Raw genomic sequence first — 15,405 nt, forward strand, 5'->3', positions numbered from 1 at the left:
GAAAAAGCCTTTATTTAAAAATGAAGGCTTTTTTTCTAAAATTCAAATTCATTAGCTCTCACCTTTTTGATTATAGTGTTCAAGATTTCGAAATTTAAAGGCTTTTCCATATACTCGATAACATTTTCAAATATTGCCGCTTTTAGTTTATCTTCTGGTCTTCCCGACGAAGTTGTAAGTATTATAGGAACATTCGGACAACATTTTCTATCTGTAATATCTTCCAGAAAATCCCAACCATCTAAAACAGGCATATTGATATCAAGTAAAATTAAATCAGGACATTCATTCTTCATTAAATAATCTAATCCATCTTTACCATTTAACGCAATTGCTATATTCTTATACCCATATTTTTCAAGATTCGTTTTAGTTATGAAATTTGTAATTTCATCATCCTCAATGATTAATATTTTAAACATTATTAGTAGTTTTATTTTAGTTTGAGCGTCCATTAAAATTGTATTAGAAATTCAGTGCCTTTGTTGACTTTACTTTTAACTTCAATTTTACCTTTATTTTGATTAATTATTGAATGTATAATGTATAGGCCAATTCCTAAACCATCCACATGTGTGTGCATCCGTTTGAAAAGTCCGAAAATTTTATCCGCTAAATTCTGTTTAAAACCTATTCCATTATCCTTAAAGGACAACGTTGTTTTACCATCGACTTTTTTGGTTGTTATTTTAACACTAAGCTTTCTATTGGGGTGCCTATACTTTAGCGCATTCGACATAAGATTTTGAATAATACTTTCTAACTGAACAGGATTAAAATTAATCATGGGGCAGCTAGAAAAATCTTCTTTTATTATGGTTCTACTTTCGATAATTTCTTCAGAATGACTTAATTTTATCTTACCAATGACTTCAGAAAAAACCATATCCTCTTTTTTATCACTGAAATTAGATTTTATTGCAATAACCTCATTTAGAGCTCCAATTTTATCGCACATCACGTTAGTTACAATTTTCATTTTTTCAACAATGGACACAAATTCATTAGAAGAAGGATCAGACAACAACACCATTTGCAAAAGACTCTTTAAGTTTGTCAGCGGAGCTCTCAAATCATGTGCTGCTAAATAAGAAAAATCCTCTAACTCCTGATTTTTTCTTTGCAAATTATCATTTACTTCTTTTAAAGAAGTTTGTGCGATCTTTAATTTTTCTATCGTATTGACAGTATTAGTAACATCAAGCGTCGTAACACCCAGATAATCACCAATTTTGAATGCCCTACTCATAAATCTAATCTCAGCATTTTCACCTTTATACATGATCTCATCAAATCCCATTGGCACACCTGTATCGATAACACTTTTATAAGAATCATATCTTTCCGTTCCTTCCAAATAAGGGAATATGTCCAATATATTTTTACCAATGAAATTTTCTTTTTCTACCCCTATAGTATTTATGTAAGATTGATTTACATCAACAAAATCCATATTACGATTCAAAATCAAAAAGGGTGAGTAAGCGTTATCAAAAAATGCACTCTTTAATACATTGCTAATTTCAGCTTTATTATTCTTCATGTTTTCAAATTTTATTTGTAACGATCAATAAACTATACCACTAAATTGCAACATTTCATATTGGTTTTTTGTGTATGTATGATGATTAAAAGAAAACTAGCGATTAAATACCCTTAACAATAGATAAACAAAATTTATTCATCATTAAAATAGTGTTTATAGTGTTTATTAAAGCAAAAAAAAACCCTTTTAGGGTTTTTTAAAAATTATATTGTAATTAAATATTATTCCTCCTCAGAAGTATTAGTTTTTTCTTCTTTTTCATTTGAGAAATCGGTTATTTTGTTATCGTTCAATATATTATACCATTGAATAACTTTTTTAATATCACTGACATAAACACGATCTTCATCGTAATTCGGAAGCACTTCGAAAAAGTATTCTTCTAATTTTATTTTTTCTTCTTTATGGCTAATTGAAGTTTTGCCTCCATCTTCTTTCGTCTGTATTTTTTGAAAAACCTCTCTTAAAGGCACTTCTTCTTCAAGCGTATAAATTGCTATTTCAGATAATACACTTACACTTGCACGTAGGCTTACCGTTATTCTTTTTCCATCCAACAAAGACTCCGCCACAAATCCTGTTCTTGTTTGGGTAATTAACTTATATAACCCTGGTTTTCCTGCAACAGATAAAATTTTCTCTAAACCCATAAACTATTTTAAAATTTAAGTCGACAAAGATTACACTTTTCTATTAATTAAAATATGATTTTAACGTCCTTTTTTCATTGCAGGAAATTTCATGCGGTAGTCTACATTTATCTTTCCTTTAGATATATTCGTCAATCTTCCTTTTAACATTCTCTTTTTTAGGGCTGATAATTTGTCAGTGAACAAAACACCCTCTATATGATCATACTCGTGTTGAATAACCCTTGCCAATAAACCATCAAAAGTTTTTGAATGTTCTTTGAAATTCTCATCCAAATAAGTGATTTTAATAGTATCTTTTCTATTTACATCTTCACGCACATCTGGTATACTTAAACAGCCTTCATTAAATGCCCATTCTTCACCTGTTTCCTCTTCTATTTTTGCATTAATAAAAACTTGTTTAAAACCATCTAATTGTTTTTGCTCATCTTTCGTAAGCTCTTCATCATCAGAGAAAGGAGTAGTATCTACCAAAAACAAACGAATTGGCAACCCAATTTGAGGTGCTGCTAAACCTACACCACTAGCATTATACATGGTTTCCCACATATTAGAAATCAGCTCATCCAGTTTTGTATATTCGTTATCGATATCTTCAGCAACTTTTCTTAATACGGCGTCTCCGTAAGCTATAATAGGTAAAATCATTTTTATTCTTTAAATCTAGTTCTAATTACAATTTCTTCATTTAGCCATTGTACAAGATCAAAGTACAAAAAGCTAAGCTTAAATCTTTTTTTCCCGTTCGGCGAACTTCCATTTTTCTTATTTGGATCCCTAATAAATTTTATATGCTGACGGTTAGTTAAACCCTCAATTTTATCAAAAGAAAAAGAAAGTTTATTCTTGAAGCTCATTTCATGAAACTCCTTGATATCCAAAGGAGAAACTTCTCTTCGGTCACATACCGTAAAAAAGTAATTATCCTTAGAAATTTCTAACATTCGTTGCTTTCTTCTGCTCCACTTTTCTCGGGCTTCTTTAATACTTTCATAATGTTGAAAATGTATTTCAACATCTCCTAAAAGCGCAATTGGATGGTTATTATAAGCATCTGCATATTTTGAAATTTCAATAAACTCTAATTCCATTTGCATATAAGAATCAAAATTACGAAGCAATTTCATATAGCATGGCCCATATAAAAACAACCCAACAAAGGGGGAATTATAAGGCAACCCTAGCCATTGATATGCTTGACCTCCCCAACAGTTTCTTGAAATTAAAACAAAATTGTTATTCTTCAATTTAGTAATATCCCTTTTACTATAATAAGAACTAAAAGCTTGTCTTAGTTTACGCTTTATAAAAATTTCTATTCTTATCAACATAGAATTCAAGCTATACTTAAATATGACTGTAAGATAATTGTTGCGCTAATCTCATCTATTAAAGCTTTATTCTTTCTTTGTTTCTTTTTCAAGCCACTATCTAACATGGTTTGAAATGCCATTTTCGAGGTAAAACGCTCATCATGCCTTTTAATAGGTACCGTTGGAAATTTCTCTGCCAGCTTCACTAAAAAAGGTACTATGTGTACCTCAGACTCAGAAGCGGTATTGTTCATTTGTTTGGGTTCACCAACAACTATGGTTTCTACATTTTCTTTAGGTATATAGTCCGCCAAATAAGTAAATATTTCCGCCGTAGCTACAGTAGTTAAACCAAATGCTATCATTTGCATATCATCGGTAACAGCTAAGCCAATGCGTTTTACACCATAGTCAATTGCAAGTATCTTTCCCAAACTTAATTTTTGGCAAAAATAAAGGATAATTTGTTATATGTGCTTTTACAAATGGTGAATTCCTCTACTTCAACTTATATTTGAGAAAATTTTGATGAAAATGACAGAACTGAGAACACAAATAGAGAAAGCATGGGAAAATAGAGACCTTTTAAAAGAGTCTGCAACCCAAGATTGTATAAGAGAGGTTATCGACCTTTTAGATGTAGGTAAATTAAGATGTGCCGAGCCGACAGCAAACGGATGGCAAATTAACGAATGGGTAAAGAAAGCGGTTGTTATGTATTTCCCTATTCAGAAAATGGAAACCTTGGAAGCAGGTATTTTTGAATACCACGATAAAATGCCTTTAAAAAGAGGGTATGCTGAAAAAGGAATTAGAGTGGTTCCTAATGCAGTTGCAAGACATGGTGCATATATATCTGCAGGTACTATTTTAATGCCTAGTTATGTGAATATAGGTGCATATGTTGATGAAGGTACTATGGTTGACACCTGGGCCACTGTCGGTAGTTGTGCGCAAATAGGTAAAAATGTTCACTTAAGCGGTGGTGTAGGTATTGGTGGCGTTCTGGAGCCATTACAAGCTTCACCAGTTATTATAGAAGATGGTGCATTTATTGGTTCTCGTTGTATTGTGGTAGAAGGTGTTAGAGTTGAAAAAGAAGCAGTTCTAGGAGCGAATGTAGTCTTGACAATGAGCACAAAAATAATTGACGTTACAGGTGAAACACCAGTTGAAAGCAAAGGTCTTGTTCCTGCTCGTTCAGTTGTGATACCTGGCAGCTACACCAAAAAATTTCCTGCAGGCGAATTTCAAGTACCTTGCGCACTAATTATAGGAAAAAGAAAAGAAAGTACAAACAAAAAGACATCATTGAACGATGCACTTAGAGAGTATGGTGTTGCGGTTTAAGCCTACCGTAAATTAGAATTTACCTTTCTAATACGTTTAGAACTTTTTAAACGATTGGAAAGGTTTTATTTTTTATTGATATTATTTTCAAAATAGACGCAACCATTCTAAAATATACACTCTTATAAACTGAACTAATATAGTACTGAATTTCAATCGTGTAAGAATTTCACTTCTTAACACAATTTTTTAATTCTTTTTTTGTTATAACTTTGTTAGCTCCGATTAGAGCAAACCTATCAAATTGGAATGTATGATTACCAAAAAAGAACAACTTACCGCATTAGTAATCACATATAATGAATTAGGATATATTGAAAAATGTATTGAATCCGTTTCATTTGCCGATGAAATTATTGTAGTAGATTCTTTTAGTACCGATGGAACGTTTGAATATTTAGAAAACCATCCAAAAGTAAAGGTTATTCAAAATACGTTCGAAAATTTTACTGCTCAAAAATCATTTGCTTTAAAACAAGCAACTAATGATTGGGTATTGTTTTTAGATGCAGATGAAATTGTTTCTGATTCATTACAATTGGAAATTTCCGAAACAGTCTCAAGTGATACTGAAATAGCTGCATTTTGGTTTTATCGCCAATTTATGTTCAAGAATGAAAAGTTGAATTATAGTGGTTGGCAAACAGATAAGAATTATAGACTTTTCAGAAAAAGCAAAGCATCTTTTTCCGATTGTAAAATAGTGCATGAAACTTTAGATGTTGAAGGAACTTCTGGTATTTTAACGGAAAAACTAATTCACTATTGCTACAAAAATCACGATGATTACAAAGGTAAAATGTTGAAATATGGTAGATTAAAAGCTATTGAATCATTTTATAGAGAGAAGAAGTATAGTTATGCAATGATGATTGCAAAAACTAGTTGGAAATTCTTTAACCATTACATTTTACGGCTTGGTTTTTTAGATGGTAAAAAAGGTTTTATCATTTGTCACTTAAATTCACTTGGCGTTTTAGAACGTTACAAAGAACTTAAAAAACTTGAGCAAAAGAACGAACTCGTGTATTACTTAGTAATGCCATAGAAAGTCCACACGCTTTTCTCCTTTTTGGTCGTATTTCTAATTCCCACATTTTTTGCAATCGATTCTGGTGTCTTATACCCTCTTTTATGGTCTAAATGTACACATACCGCACTATACCGAAGTTGTTTAGATTTTATTCCGAAGTTAAAAAGTCGTTCTCCCAATTCTCTATCTTGACCACCGTACTGCATTCGTTCATCGAATCCGTTTACATTTTCAATATCTTTTTTCCAACCAGATGAATTATGCCCGTTCCAACTTGCGTTGGTAGGGGTTATCCAATTTAAAATCTTTGAAATAAATCCTTGAGCAGTAAGTTTGTTGTTCTTAAAAGTTTGAGGAATACCTTTTTCTTTAAGCCATTGAATATTAAAACAACGTTGCTTTTCAATATCCTCTAGGGTAATCAAATTAGATATATTCATGGGCAACATATAATAACCACCAGAAATAAAATACCCTTGCTCTTTATTGATGTAATGAACCTGAACGAAATCTTCTCTAGGTATACAATCCCCATCGGTCATTATTATATAATCGGCAGAGCAAGCTGTTACTGCCTTGTTTAAAATTCTTGACTTTTGAAAACCATCATCTTCTTGCCACACATGAACAATAGGATAGTGAACCTTATTAGACATCTCAGCAATCAATTCTTTCGTAGGTTCTTTAGAGCCATCATCAGCAATGACAACTTCAAAATCTTTAAAAATTTGTTGCTCAAAACCCCACAGCACTTTCTTTAACCACTCTTCGGCATTATATGTACTAACTATGATACTTATTTTAGGAATCTCCATACTGTGTTTCAAATTACCACAAAAATATAAAAGTCTTATCTATCTTTGAATCTGAAAAGACTGTAAACATTAATAAACAACAAATAACAGCATTGTAAAATGAAGTTGAAAGAAATACCTGTATCTATTTACACTTCAATTATACTTTCATCGCTTTCAGTTAAAAGTATTGTTTCTAAAACAAAAGACGAAATACCAGTTATTGTATCTTTAACTTCTATTCCAGAAAGATTACAGACCTTACATTTAACAATACGAAGTATTTTAAACCAAGATGCGAGGCCAAAGAAAATAATACTTTGGCTACATAAATCTTTAAAAAATGAAATACCAAGTAAATTAAGAATATTGGAATGTGATTTATTTCAAATCATGTATTCTGATTTAACTAGTTCTCACAGAAAATTAATTCATAGTCTTAAACTTTTTCCAGAAGAAATTATTATTACTTGCGATGATGATATGATGTACCGTTCTAATTGGCTTCGATTACTTTATTACGAACACCAATTACATCCTAATGATATTATTGGAAATCAGACTAGGTATATTCGATATACTAAAGAGGGTGAATTACAATCATACAAGAATTGGGTTTATGACGAAAGCATCTATTTTAATAGAACTGCTGTTATTCCTATAGGAGCAGAAGGAGTTTTATATCCACCTAAAACCCTCTCAGACACAACTACTAATTATGAATTATTCCTAGCATTGGCTCCTAAAGCAGATGATCTTTGGTTTAAAGTAATGGCATTACTTAATGGAACAAATTCAATATTAGCTAAAAATAAAGCTGAAACACCAATTCCAATTATAGGGTCTCAAAAATACTCCTTAAAAAAATCGAATATAGGTGGCGACAAAAACAGGACTCAATGGCTAGCATTAACCCAGTATTTTAATATTAAACCAAAAACATTTCTGTAAAAAAATTTTAGAAGAGCTATGACAGAAGAAATCAATAAATGTATAGAGGTTCTTGAAAATGGCGGACTCATACTCTACCCTACCGATACCGTATGGGGAATTGGTTGTGATGCTACCAATAAAGAAGCGGTCCAAAAAGTTTTTAAACTAAAGCAACGAAATGATAGTAAGGCTTTAATATGTTTGGTTGCCAATGATGCTATGCTTGAAAAATATGTAGAAAAAGTACCCGATCTTGCTTATGACCTGATCGACTTAGCTACAAAACCAACTACTATAATCTACGACAAACCTCGTGGTGTAGCAGAAAATCTTATTGCATCTGATAACACTTTAGCCATTAGAGTAGCGTCAGATAAATTCTGCCAATACTTAATTGGTAAATTTAAAAAACCTATTGTGTCCACCTCCGCCAATATTTCTGGAAAGAATACCCCTAAAAGTTTTCAAAATATAGACAAAGCCATTTTATCAGGTGTAGACTATGTGGTAAATTTGCACCGAGAGAAACAGAATAGCTCTGCATCATCTATTATTAGACTTTCTAATGATAATACCGTGAAGATTATTCGAGAATAAAAACATGCAAGAGAGCCATATAGACGCTTTAAAAAAACCTATTTTCAACATCATTTCAGAAGCTGCAGAAGAACTTTCTGTAGATTGTTACGTTATTGGTGGTTTTGTAAGGGACTACTTTTTAGGTAGGGACATCCCTAAGGATATTGATATTGTTGCCATTGGTAGCGGAATTAAACTTGCCGAAAAAGTAGCCTCTAAATTGGATGGCAAACCACAAGTATCTGTTTTTAAGAATTTTGGTACTGCCATGATAAAAAGCGAAGGTGTTGAACTAGAATTCGTTGGCGCCAGAAAAGAAAGTTATCAACGCGATAGTAGAAAACCAATCGTAGAAGATGGCACATTAGAAGACGACCAAAAAAGAAGGGATTTTACCATTAATGCTTTAGCACTTTCGCTAAACAAAGCTAATTATGGGACGCTACTAGACCCTTTTAATGGTATAGTTGATCTAGAGAGTAAAATTATTAAAACTCCCCTAGAACCGAGTATCACATATTCAGATGACCCTCTGAGAATGATGAGAGCAATCAGATTCGCAACACAATTAGATTTTCAAATTGCCTTACCTTCTCTACAAGCTATAACCGAACATAAAGACCGGTTAAAAATTGTTTCTAACGAACGTATTCTAGATGAACTTCATAAAATTATGTTGTGTAAAAAACCATCATTAGGTTTTTCACTTTTACATAAAACAGGACTTCTAGAGTTAATACTTCCTGAACTTACCGCCTTACAAGGCATAGAGGAAATTGAAGGTCAGAAGCATAAAGATAATTTTTGGCACACTTTAGAGGTAGTGGATAATATTTCTGGGACTACCGATGACCTTTGGTTACGTTGGGCCGCTTTATTACACGATATAGGAAAGGCCCCTACCAAAAGATTCCATAAAACAATTGGGTGGACATTTCATGGTCATGAATTTGTAGGTTCTAAAATGGTCTACAAACTTTTTAAACGTTTACGCATGCCGCTAAATGAGAAAATGAAGTTTGTTCAAAAAATGGTTTTGATGAGTTCAAGACCTATTGTCTTGTCCGAAGATTTTGTAACCGACTCTGCGGTTCGTAGACTTATTTTCGATGCCGGAGACAATGTTGAAGACCTTATGACTTTATGCGAGGCCGATATTACTACCAAGAATCCTAAGAAGCAAAAAAAATACCATCAGAACTTTAAACTTGTTCGCCAAAAAATAGAAGAAGTAGAGGCACGTGATCATGTTCGTAATTTTCAACCACCCATTAGCGGAGAAGAAATTATGGAAACTTTTTCTCTAAAACCTTCCAGAGAAATAGGTATTATTAAAGAAGCTATAAAAGAAGCTATTTTAGAAGGAGAAATTCCGAACGAATACAAAGCTGCACAAGAATTTATGTATCTAAAAGGTCAAGAATTAGGCCTTAACATCAACAAATAGAATGGATATTATATTTAGAAAAATCGCTAAGATATCTTTAATTTTAGTTTATTTAGTAATCATTGCTGGTGCCGTCGTTCGTATGACGGGTAGTGGCATGGGTTGCCCAGATTGGCCTAAGTGCTTTGGTTACTACATACCCCCAACTGATGAAAGCGAGCTAAAATGGCAGCCAGATAGATTATTCGAAAAAGGTCAAGTAATTATAAAAGATGAGACTTTACAGATAGCTAAAGAAACCTTCACAACAAACAACTCTTTTAATTCTGATAATTGGGAATTATATACTAAACATGATTATGCAGTTTTTAATCCTTGGCATACCTGGATAGAATATATTAATAGGCTTTTCGGTGCATTAGCGGGTCTTGCTACATTGTTGCTTGCCATTACCTCTATCAAGTTTTGGAAAAAGAAAAAACGAATACCCATACTACTATCATGGTTAGTAGTATTCGGTATGGTTTTTCAAGCTTGGTTAGGCGCTACAGTAGTGTATTCAGTTTTAGAACCGGCAAAGATTACAGTACACATGTTTATGGCTCTGGTTATAGTAGCTATGCTGCTATACATTATATATCTAGCCAATGCCGAGAACAAGCTTATTCATTATGACAAACTTACACTTAACCTTAGTATTCTAGCAATAGGCATAACGCTCATTCAAATTGTTATGGGTACACAAGTACGACAATTTGTCGATGAGCAAATAGATCTCTACGGGTATGACGCAAAAAGCAGTTGGCTTAAGGAACCATTGTTATTATTTTATATACATAGGTCTTTTTCTATTTTAGTTTTGGTGCTCAATACTTTTTTAGCCTTTAGGATAACTAAATTAAATTTAGGGCACGTAAAAATCTATTGGGTTCTCTTTATTTTACTAGTTGAAGTATTTACCGGAATAGCTATGAATTATCTAAATTTCCCCTTTGCTAGCCAACCTTTACACCTTGTATTAGCTTCGATTCTTTTCGGAGTACAACTCTACGTTGTTTTAGATGCGTTAAAGCCTAGAAAAATTAACAAAACTTCGTAACTTTGCCCTCCCGCAAAAAATAAGGTATGATTTATAAAATTCGTATAATTCTTGACGCAGAGGAGGATATTTTCAGAGATTTAGAAATTGAGGCCCATAATTCATTAGAAGATTTTCACAATGCAATTACCCAAGCGTTTGGTTTTTTAGGTAATGAAATGGCTTCTTTTTATACCTGTAACGATGAATGGCAACAAGAGGAAGAGATTGCACTTTTTGACATGAGTGAATCCGGTTCAGATGTTCGTTTAATGAATGAGACATTTTTGGAAGATTTAATGACGCAAAACAATCCTAAACTGATTTATGTTTATGATTTCATGAATATGTGGACATTTTTTGTTGAACTTGCCGATATTGAGGAAAAAGAAGATGGTCGTTCATATCCTAATGTATTATTCTCATTTGGCGAACTACCAGAAACTCCGCCAGAAAAAAACTTTGAAGCTGAAAATAGTGCCTTTGACTTTGATGATACCTTTGAAAATTATGACGATTTAGATTTCGATGAAAATTGGAATTAGTCGTTATCGATTCAATTTTGAATCCCCTTTTAAAAACAATCCTTTTAAATAAGAACATTCTATGATTAACCTATACGCCACCCAAATTGAAAGTATTTCCATACATAGAGTGGGCAATAAAAATAAAAACGAAGGTGTTTTTCTTTCAGAAGAACCATTCAGGTTGAATGATGAAACTACTGGTTTATTAAAAGAATATTTTTTTAAACCTTTTAGAGAAAAAGAGGAGAATTACTATAAACTTACCAATGAAGTTGATGTTGAGTTCAACGAAATACACAAAATAGTAAGTGATGTTTTCGCAGATAATTCAAAAGCACATTTGAATTCTAAAAAAATTGCCTCACTTCTTTTCGAGCAATCAAATCATCCACACATTAAAAGCGGGGAAGTTTATGTTGCCTACTTAACAGGCTTATTATTAGACAATCAAAAAGTTGATGCCATTGGTATCTTTAAAAGTGAATTAAAGCACGATTTTATACAGTTCGAAGAAAAGGACAGCAACCTAGATATTGTTATACAACAAGGAATTAACATCAATAAATTAGATAAAGGTTGTTTAATCTTCAATGTAGATAAAGAAGAAGGGTATAAAGTTCTATCAGTTGACAGCAATAAATATGACACCAAATATTGGATAGAAAATTTCTTAGGTGTTGACCCTCTATCAGATGATAACTTCAAGACAAAAAACTACTTGAAATTCTGTCAAAATTTTGCAAAAGATGTGGTGTTACCTGCAGAAGATAAACAACAAGAGGTATTATTCATGAACCGTGCAGTGAACCATTTTGCAAAAAATGATTCTTTTGAAGAGTCTACGTTTTTGAATGAAGTAATGGAAAATCCTGAATTGATCCCAGAATTCAAACATTACAAAACAGAAAAAGGTCCAAAATATAGTATTCAAGATGTTTCTAATTTTGATATTGCCAACAAAGCCGTATCTGATGCACGAAAGAAAATAAAAAATGTCATTAACTTGGACACCAACATACAGATTAAACTAGATTTCATTAATCCAGAGTCTGCCGAAAAATTTGTGGAAAAAGGTTGGGATGAAGAACGACAAATGTACTACTACCTAGTGTACTTCAATAAAGAACAGAAGAGCTAAAAGCAAATATTTTAATAGTTACAAAATAAAAAAAGAGGATGAAATATGATATTCATCCTCTTTTTTTATATAAACAATGGGTCATCAAAAAATATTTGGTTTCATATTATATTTTTATATTATTCTCGATAATCTGTTTCATACTAACATCCTCATAATTTCGACGCACAAAGTTCAAGGCTAAATCAAGTACCTGACCCATAGTAGTACAACTTTTAAAATCCATATCCATAGTAAGCACTTCTATTTGCTCCCTAAGCATTGCAATATTTTCAGGTGTAGAAATCTCATCGGTCTTACAAATAGCCCTTAATTTTTTAATCCTATTTCCAGAACTTAAAATACGTTTCGCTACCATAGAGCGCTCCTCTAACTTATATTGATCTACTGAGTCGCTCTTTAATTTATTACGCACTAATTCGACCATTTTATAGTTTTCCTTAAAAAATTGAGGCCTATAAACCTTCAATTTACCTTCAAAACATTGCTGATCAAAATCTATAGCTCTAATCTTATAGACTACATGGTCAAAATCATGAGTAGGTACGATTACATAATTGTAAGAACGCATATCTCCCAAAAGTCGAATCATACAACGCTCATTAAACTTTACAAATTCCTTGGCCAATTGTGCTTTTTCCGGTTCAGTACATTTTGGCAGCATATTTTTTATAAACTCATCGCCAGGTATACCAGCAATATGCTCCTCAATCAAAGTATCTTTATATACTAAAAAGTTAAGATTATAAGGCGACAACATGTGCTCTAATTCTAACCCATAAATACGAGATGCATCTGTTTTCTTAACATAGAAATACGTGAAGTTGTCATTAAGAATATTACGGATTTTAATTCTAAAAGGCTTAGAATTACCGAACGTACAAAAGTCGACCGCATCTACATTCAAATATTGGTTAATATTATTACTACCATCAGAATGTAAAATGGAATAGACTTTTTTTAAACTATCATCAATTTCCTCTCTATCGAATTCAGAATAATAAGCGCGAATCCACAAGGTATCTTCATCATTGTTATCATACACGACTACAGAACCAGAAAAACGAAGTAAATCATCATAAAATATAGGAATTTCTATCTTTCTACTATAATGCTCTAAATACTCATCTAAAGCCTGGTTTACAGGATAAGCAGGTTTCTTTTTAGACATTAATCGTTCTTCTGACATGGCGTTGAAATAAATTTGATGATGTTAGCTGTAACAAAGTTAGGCTTTCCTCGTCAACTAGGTATATCAATCAATAACACCTTCAAACTTTGAACCATATTTTAACAGTACAAAATCTTACCAAAAAATTCGGGTACCTAACAGCCGTTAAAGATTTATCGTTTACTATTGAGAAAGGCAATGTTTACGGAATATTAGGACCAAATGGTAGTGGCAAATCCACCACACTAGGCATTGTTTTGAATGTTGTCAATAAAACCAGCGGACAATTTTCTTGGTTCGATGGAAAGGAAACCACCCACGATGCCTTAAAAAAAGTTGGTGCAATTATTGAACGCCCCAACTTTTACCCTTACATGACTGCTTTACAGAATTTAAAATTAGTCTGTAAAATCAAAGACGTTGAGGAAAATAAAATAGAGGAAAAGCTAGAATTAGTTGGACTGCTAGATCGAAAAGACAGCAAGTTCAGAACATTTTCTTTAGGAATGAAACAACGCTTGGCCATCGCCTCTGCTTTATTAAATGATCCAGAAATATTAATTCTTGATGAACCTACCAATGGCCTTGACCCCCAAGGAATTCATCAAATACGTGAAATCATTAAAACCATTGCTGCAAAGGGCACCACTATTCTGCTAGCCTCCCATTTATTGGATGAAGTTGAAAAAGTATGCACCCACGTGGTAATATTAAGAAAAGGAGAAAAATTATATTCTGGCAGAGTAGATAGTCTAAAAGCAAGCTTTGGCTTTTTTGAACTTAAAACAACCGACATGGATGCTTTGCATTCTTTTCTAAAGGAAAATGAACATTTCGGTGAAATAAAAATAGAAAATGGTTTACTCACAGCCTTTCTACATACCGAATTAGATTCCCAAAAGTTGAATAATCTATTGTTTGAAAAAGGCATAATAGTTTCACATTTGGTCAAAAGAAAAGAAAGCCTAGAAGAGCAGTTTTTAGAACTGACTAAAAACACAAAAGCCTAAACAACGCAACAATGATAAGATTACTACATATAGAATTCATAAAACTTTGGAATAATAGCGCAAGTAAGGTGTTGATTATTTCATACTTCACGCTATTAACTTCCATAGCTCTGTTTGCCGCCATTAAGTTCGATATTGGCCCTATTCAATTTCATTTGGCAGACCAGGGAATATTCAATTTTCCCTACATATGGCACTTTAACACATTTATTACGGCATTCTTTAAACTATTTTTGGCGATTGTAATCGTTTCGATGATGTCAAATGAATATAGCAACAAAACCATAAAGCAAAACTTAATTGACGGACTCTCTAAAAAGGAGTTTATACTTTCGAAATTCTTAACTGTTATTTCCTTTTCCCTGATTTCTACCCTTTTTGTTTTAATTGTTTCATTGATTTTAGGACTGGCATATTCAGATTACAATGAAATTTCAATTATACTAACTGACTTAGAATTTTTAGTAGCATTTTTTGTCAAACTAACAGGTTTCTTTTCGTTCTGTTTGTTCTTAGGAGTTTTGGTTAAAAGGTCTGCTTTCGCTCTAGGCTTTTTAATTCTGTGGCAAGTTTTTGAAGGCATCTTTAGAGGTCTTATTCGTTGGAAATTATTTGATGGTGAAACTACAGATGCTATCTTAGGCTTTTTTCCATTACAAGCTATGTTCAACTTAATCAAAGAACCTTTTTCAAGATTGGGTGCCGTGCAATCTGTCGTTAACCAAATGGGGGAAGAATTGAGCTTAGACTATGCTATTCATTGGTATGAAATTCTAATTGTTTTGATTTGGACAGCAATTTTTATTTATGGGTCATACGCTATCTTAAAAAAACGAGACCTATAACACAACTTATAGATTGGTCATTAATCCTATTTAACACTATTTCGAAAG

The 15,405-nt window shown here is 32.5% G+C and carries 18 protein-coding genes; 10 read left to right on the plus strand and 8 right to left on the minus strand.

The features are described from left to right. Positions 1–35 precede the first annotated feature (35 nt). The 6 genes from AACZ49_RS03415 to ruvX all read right to left on the minus strand — a co-directional run bounded on the left by AACZ49_RS03415 (position 36) and on the right by ruvX (position 3,946). A complete protein-coding gene (locus AACZ49_RS03415) occupies positions 36–455 on the minus strand; it encodes a response regulator (protein ID WP_339651631.1) in 420 nt (139 codons plus the stop codon). Beyond that, positions 455–1,543, minus strand: coding sequence for a PAS domain-containing sensor histidine kinase (locus tag AACZ49_RS03420; RefSeq protein WP_339651633.1), 1,089 nt, complete (start codon positions 1,541–1,543; stop codon positions 455–457). Before AACZ49_RS03420 ends, AACZ49_RS03415 begins: the two co-directional genes overlap by 1 nt. Positions 1,544–1,767: 224 nt before the next feature. Further along, entirely contained in the window at positions 1,768–2,196 is a 429-nt protein-coding gene (locus tag AACZ49_RS03425) for a DUF5606 domain-containing protein (protein ID WP_339651636.1), read from the minus strand. A 60-nt stretch (positions 2,197–2,256) separates the two neighbouring features. Then, positions 2,257–2,847 carry a peptide deformylase gene (gene def / locus AACZ49_RS03430; RefSeq protein WP_339651639.1) on the minus strand — a complete coding sequence of 197 codons (591 nt, stop codon included), beginning with the start codon at positions 2,845–2,847 and terminating at the stop codon, positions 2,257–2,259. Between the two features lie 2 nt (positions 2,848–2,849). Beyond that, positions 2,850–3,530: a DUF1919 domain-containing protein gene (locus AACZ49_RS03435; RefSeq protein ID WP_339651642.1), complete on the minus strand. Its 681-nt coding sequence runs from the start codon at positions 3,528–3,530 to the stop codon at positions 2,850–2,852. A 5-nt stretch (positions 3,531–3,535) separates the two neighbouring features. Then, entirely contained in the window at positions 3,536–3,946 is a 411-nt protein-coding gene (gene ruvX, locus AACZ49_RS03440) for a Holliday junction resolvase RuvX (protein WP_339651644.1), read from the minus strand. A gap of 100 nt (positions 3,947–4,046) precedes the next feature. Between ruvX and AACZ49_RS03445 the strand changes: the two genes are divergently transcribed. Both AACZ49_RS03445 and AACZ49_RS03450 read left to right on the plus strand, forming a co-directional pair. After that, complete coding sequence (locus tag AACZ49_RS03445) at positions 4,047–4,862, plus strand: 2,3,4,5-tetrahydropyridine-2,6-dicarboxylate N-succinyltransferase (protein WP_339651647.1); 816 nt, start codon at positions 4,047–4,049, stop codon at positions 4,860–4,862. 253 nt (positions 4,863–5,115) lie between these two features. Beyond that, positions 5,116–5,910: a glycosyltransferase family 2 protein gene (locus AACZ49_RS03450; RefSeq protein ID WP_339651650.1), complete on the plus strand. Its 795-nt coding sequence runs from the start codon at positions 5,116–5,118 to the stop codon at positions 5,908–5,910. On the opposite strand, the gene AACZ49_RS03455 is transcribed toward AACZ49_RS03450, so the two are convergent. Further along, a complete protein-coding gene (locus tag AACZ49_RS03455) occupies positions 5,892–6,710 on the minus strand; it encodes a glycosyltransferase family 2 protein (RefSeq protein ID WP_339651653.1) in 819 nt (272 codons plus the stop codon). The genes AACZ49_RS03450 and AACZ49_RS03455 overlap by 19 nt on opposite strands. Before the next feature lie 99 nt (positions 6,711–6,809). Between AACZ49_RS03455 and AACZ49_RS03460 the strand changes: the two genes are divergently transcribed. The 6 genes from AACZ49_RS03460 to AACZ49_RS03485 all read left to right on the plus strand — a co-directional run bounded on the left by AACZ49_RS03460 (position 6,810) and on the right by AACZ49_RS03485 (position 12,331). Beyond that, positions 6,810–7,640, plus strand: a complete 831-nt coding sequence (locus AACZ49_RS03460) for a zinc-binding alcohol dehydrogenase (RefSeq protein WP_339651656.1) — start codon at positions 6,810–6,812, stop codon at positions 7,638–7,640. Positions 7,641–7,658: 18 nt separating this feature from the next. Continuing rightward, positions 7,659–8,219: an L-threonylcarbamoyladenylate synthase gene (locus AACZ49_RS03465; protein ID WP_339651659.1), complete on the plus strand. Its 561-nt coding sequence runs from the start codon at positions 7,659–7,661 to the stop codon at positions 8,217–8,219. Between the two features lie 4 nt (positions 8,220–8,223). Further along, on the plus strand, positions 8,224–9,648 hold the full coding sequence (locus AACZ49_RS03470) for an HD domain-containing protein (protein WP_339651661.1): 1,425 nt from the start codon (positions 8,224–8,226) through the stop codon (positions 9,646–9,648). Position 9,649: 1 nt separating this feature from the next. Beyond that, positions 9,650–10,687 carry a COX15/CtaA family protein gene (locus tag AACZ49_RS03475; RefSeq protein WP_339651663.1) on the plus strand — a complete coding sequence of 346 codons (1,038 nt, stop codon included), beginning with the start codon at positions 9,650–9,652 and terminating at the stop codon, positions 10,685–10,687. A gap of 26 nt (positions 10,688–10,713) precedes the next feature. Next, the gene (locus AACZ49_RS03480; RefSeq protein ID WP_339651666.1) at positions 10,714–11,211 is read left to right on the plus strand and encodes a hypothetical protein; all 498 of its coding nucleotides are present in this window, start codon (positions 10,714–10,716) and stop codon (positions 11,209–11,211) included. 61 nt (positions 11,212–11,272) lie between these two features. Then, positions 11,273–12,331 carry a nucleoid-associated protein gene (locus AACZ49_RS03485; protein ID WP_339651669.1) on the plus strand — a complete coding sequence of 353 codons (1,059 nt, stop codon included), beginning with the start codon at positions 11,273–11,275 and terminating at the stop codon, positions 12,329–12,331. 106 nt (positions 12,332–12,437) lie between these two features. Here the strand turns inward: AACZ49_RS03485 and AACZ49_RS03490 are convergent, their stop codons facing one another. Continuing rightward, positions 12,438–13,520: a hypothetical protein gene (locus AACZ49_RS03490; RefSeq protein WP_339651672.1), complete on the minus strand. Its 1,083-nt coding sequence runs from the start codon at positions 13,518–13,520 to the stop codon at positions 12,438–12,440. 89 nt (positions 13,521–13,609) lie between these two features. Between AACZ49_RS03490 and AACZ49_RS03495 the strand changes: the two genes are divergently transcribed. Together AACZ49_RS03495 and AACZ49_RS03500 are read left to right on the plus strand one after the other, a co-directional pair. Continuing rightward, positions 13,610–14,512, plus strand: coding sequence for an ABC transporter ATP-binding protein (locus tag AACZ49_RS03495; protein WP_339651675.1), 903 nt, complete (start codon positions 13,610–13,612; stop codon positions 14,510–14,512). Between the two features lie 11 nt (positions 14,513–14,523). Then, positions 14,524–15,357, plus strand: coding sequence for an ABC transporter permease (locus AACZ49_RS03500; RefSeq protein WP_339651678.1), 834 nt, complete (start codon positions 14,524–14,526; stop codon positions 15,355–15,357). Positions 15,358–15,405 lie beyond the last annotated feature (48 nt).

Source organism: uncultured Maribacter sp., assembly GCF_963975365.1.
Taxonomy (GTDB): Bacteria; Bacteroidota; Bacteroidia; order Flavobacteriales; family Flavobacteriaceae; genus Maribacter.

Excerpts from the sequence above, each read along its gene's own strand:
- AACZ49_RS03415 (WP_339651631.1), bottom strand. The coding sequence starts at position 455 with ATGGACGCTCAAACTAAAATAAAACTACTAATAATGTTTAAAATATTA.
- AACZ49_RS03420 (WP_339651633.1), bottom strand. The coding sequence starts at position 1,543 with ATGAAGAATAATAAAGCTGAAATTAGCAATGTATTAAAGAGTGCATTT.
- AACZ49_RS03425 (WP_339651636.1), bottom strand. The coding sequence starts at position 2,196 with ATGGGTTTAGAGAAAATTTTATCTGTTGCAGGAAAACCAGGGTTATAT.
- def (WP_339651639.1), bottom strand. The coding sequence starts at position 2,847 with ATGATTTTACCTATTATAGCTTACGGAGACGCCGTATTAAGAAAAGTT.
- AACZ49_RS03435 (WP_339651642.1), bottom strand. The coding sequence starts at position 3,530 with ATGTTGATAAGAATAGAAATTTTTATAAAGCGTAAACTAAGACAAGCT.
- AACZ49_RS03445 (WP_339651647.1), top strand. The coding sequence starts at position 4,047 with ATGACAGAACTGAGAACACAAATAGAGAAAGCATGGGAAAATAGAGAC.
- AACZ49_RS03450 (WP_339651650.1), top strand. The coding sequence starts at position 5,116 with ATGATTACCAAAAAAGAACAACTTACCGCATTAGTAATCACATATAAT.
- AACZ49_RS03455 (WP_339651653.1), bottom strand. The coding sequence starts at position 6,710 with ATGGAGATTCCTAAAATAAGTATCATAGTTAGTACATATAATGCCGAA.
- AACZ49_RS03460 (WP_339651656.1), top strand. The coding sequence starts at position 6,810 with ATGAAGTTGAAAGAAATACCTGTATCTATTTACACTTCAATTATACTT.
- AACZ49_RS03465 (WP_339651659.1), top strand. The coding sequence starts at position 7,659 with ATGACAGAAGAAATCAATAAATGTATAGAGGTTCTTGAAAATGGCGGA.
- AACZ49_RS03470 (WP_339651661.1), top strand. The coding sequence starts at position 8,224 with ATGCAAGAGAGCCATATAGACGCTTTAAAAAAACCTATTTTCAACATC.
- AACZ49_RS03475 (WP_339651663.1), top strand. The coding sequence starts at position 9,650 with ATGGATATTATATTTAGAAAAATCGCTAAGATATCTTTAATTTTAGTT.
- AACZ49_RS03480 (WP_339651666.1), top strand. The coding sequence starts at position 10,714 with ATGATTTATAAAATTCGTATAATTCTTGACGCAGAGGAGGATATTTTC.
- AACZ49_RS03485 (WP_339651669.1), top strand. The coding sequence starts at position 11,273 with ATGATTAACCTATACGCCACCCAAATTGAAAGTATTTCCATACATAGA.
- AACZ49_RS03490 (WP_339651672.1), bottom strand. The coding sequence starts at position 13,520 with ATGTCAGAAGAACGATTAATGTCTAAAAAGAAACCTGCTTATCCTGTA.
- AACZ49_RS03500 (WP_339651678.1), top strand. The coding sequence starts at position 14,524 with ATGATAAGATTACTACATATAGAATTCATAAAACTTTGGAATAATAGC.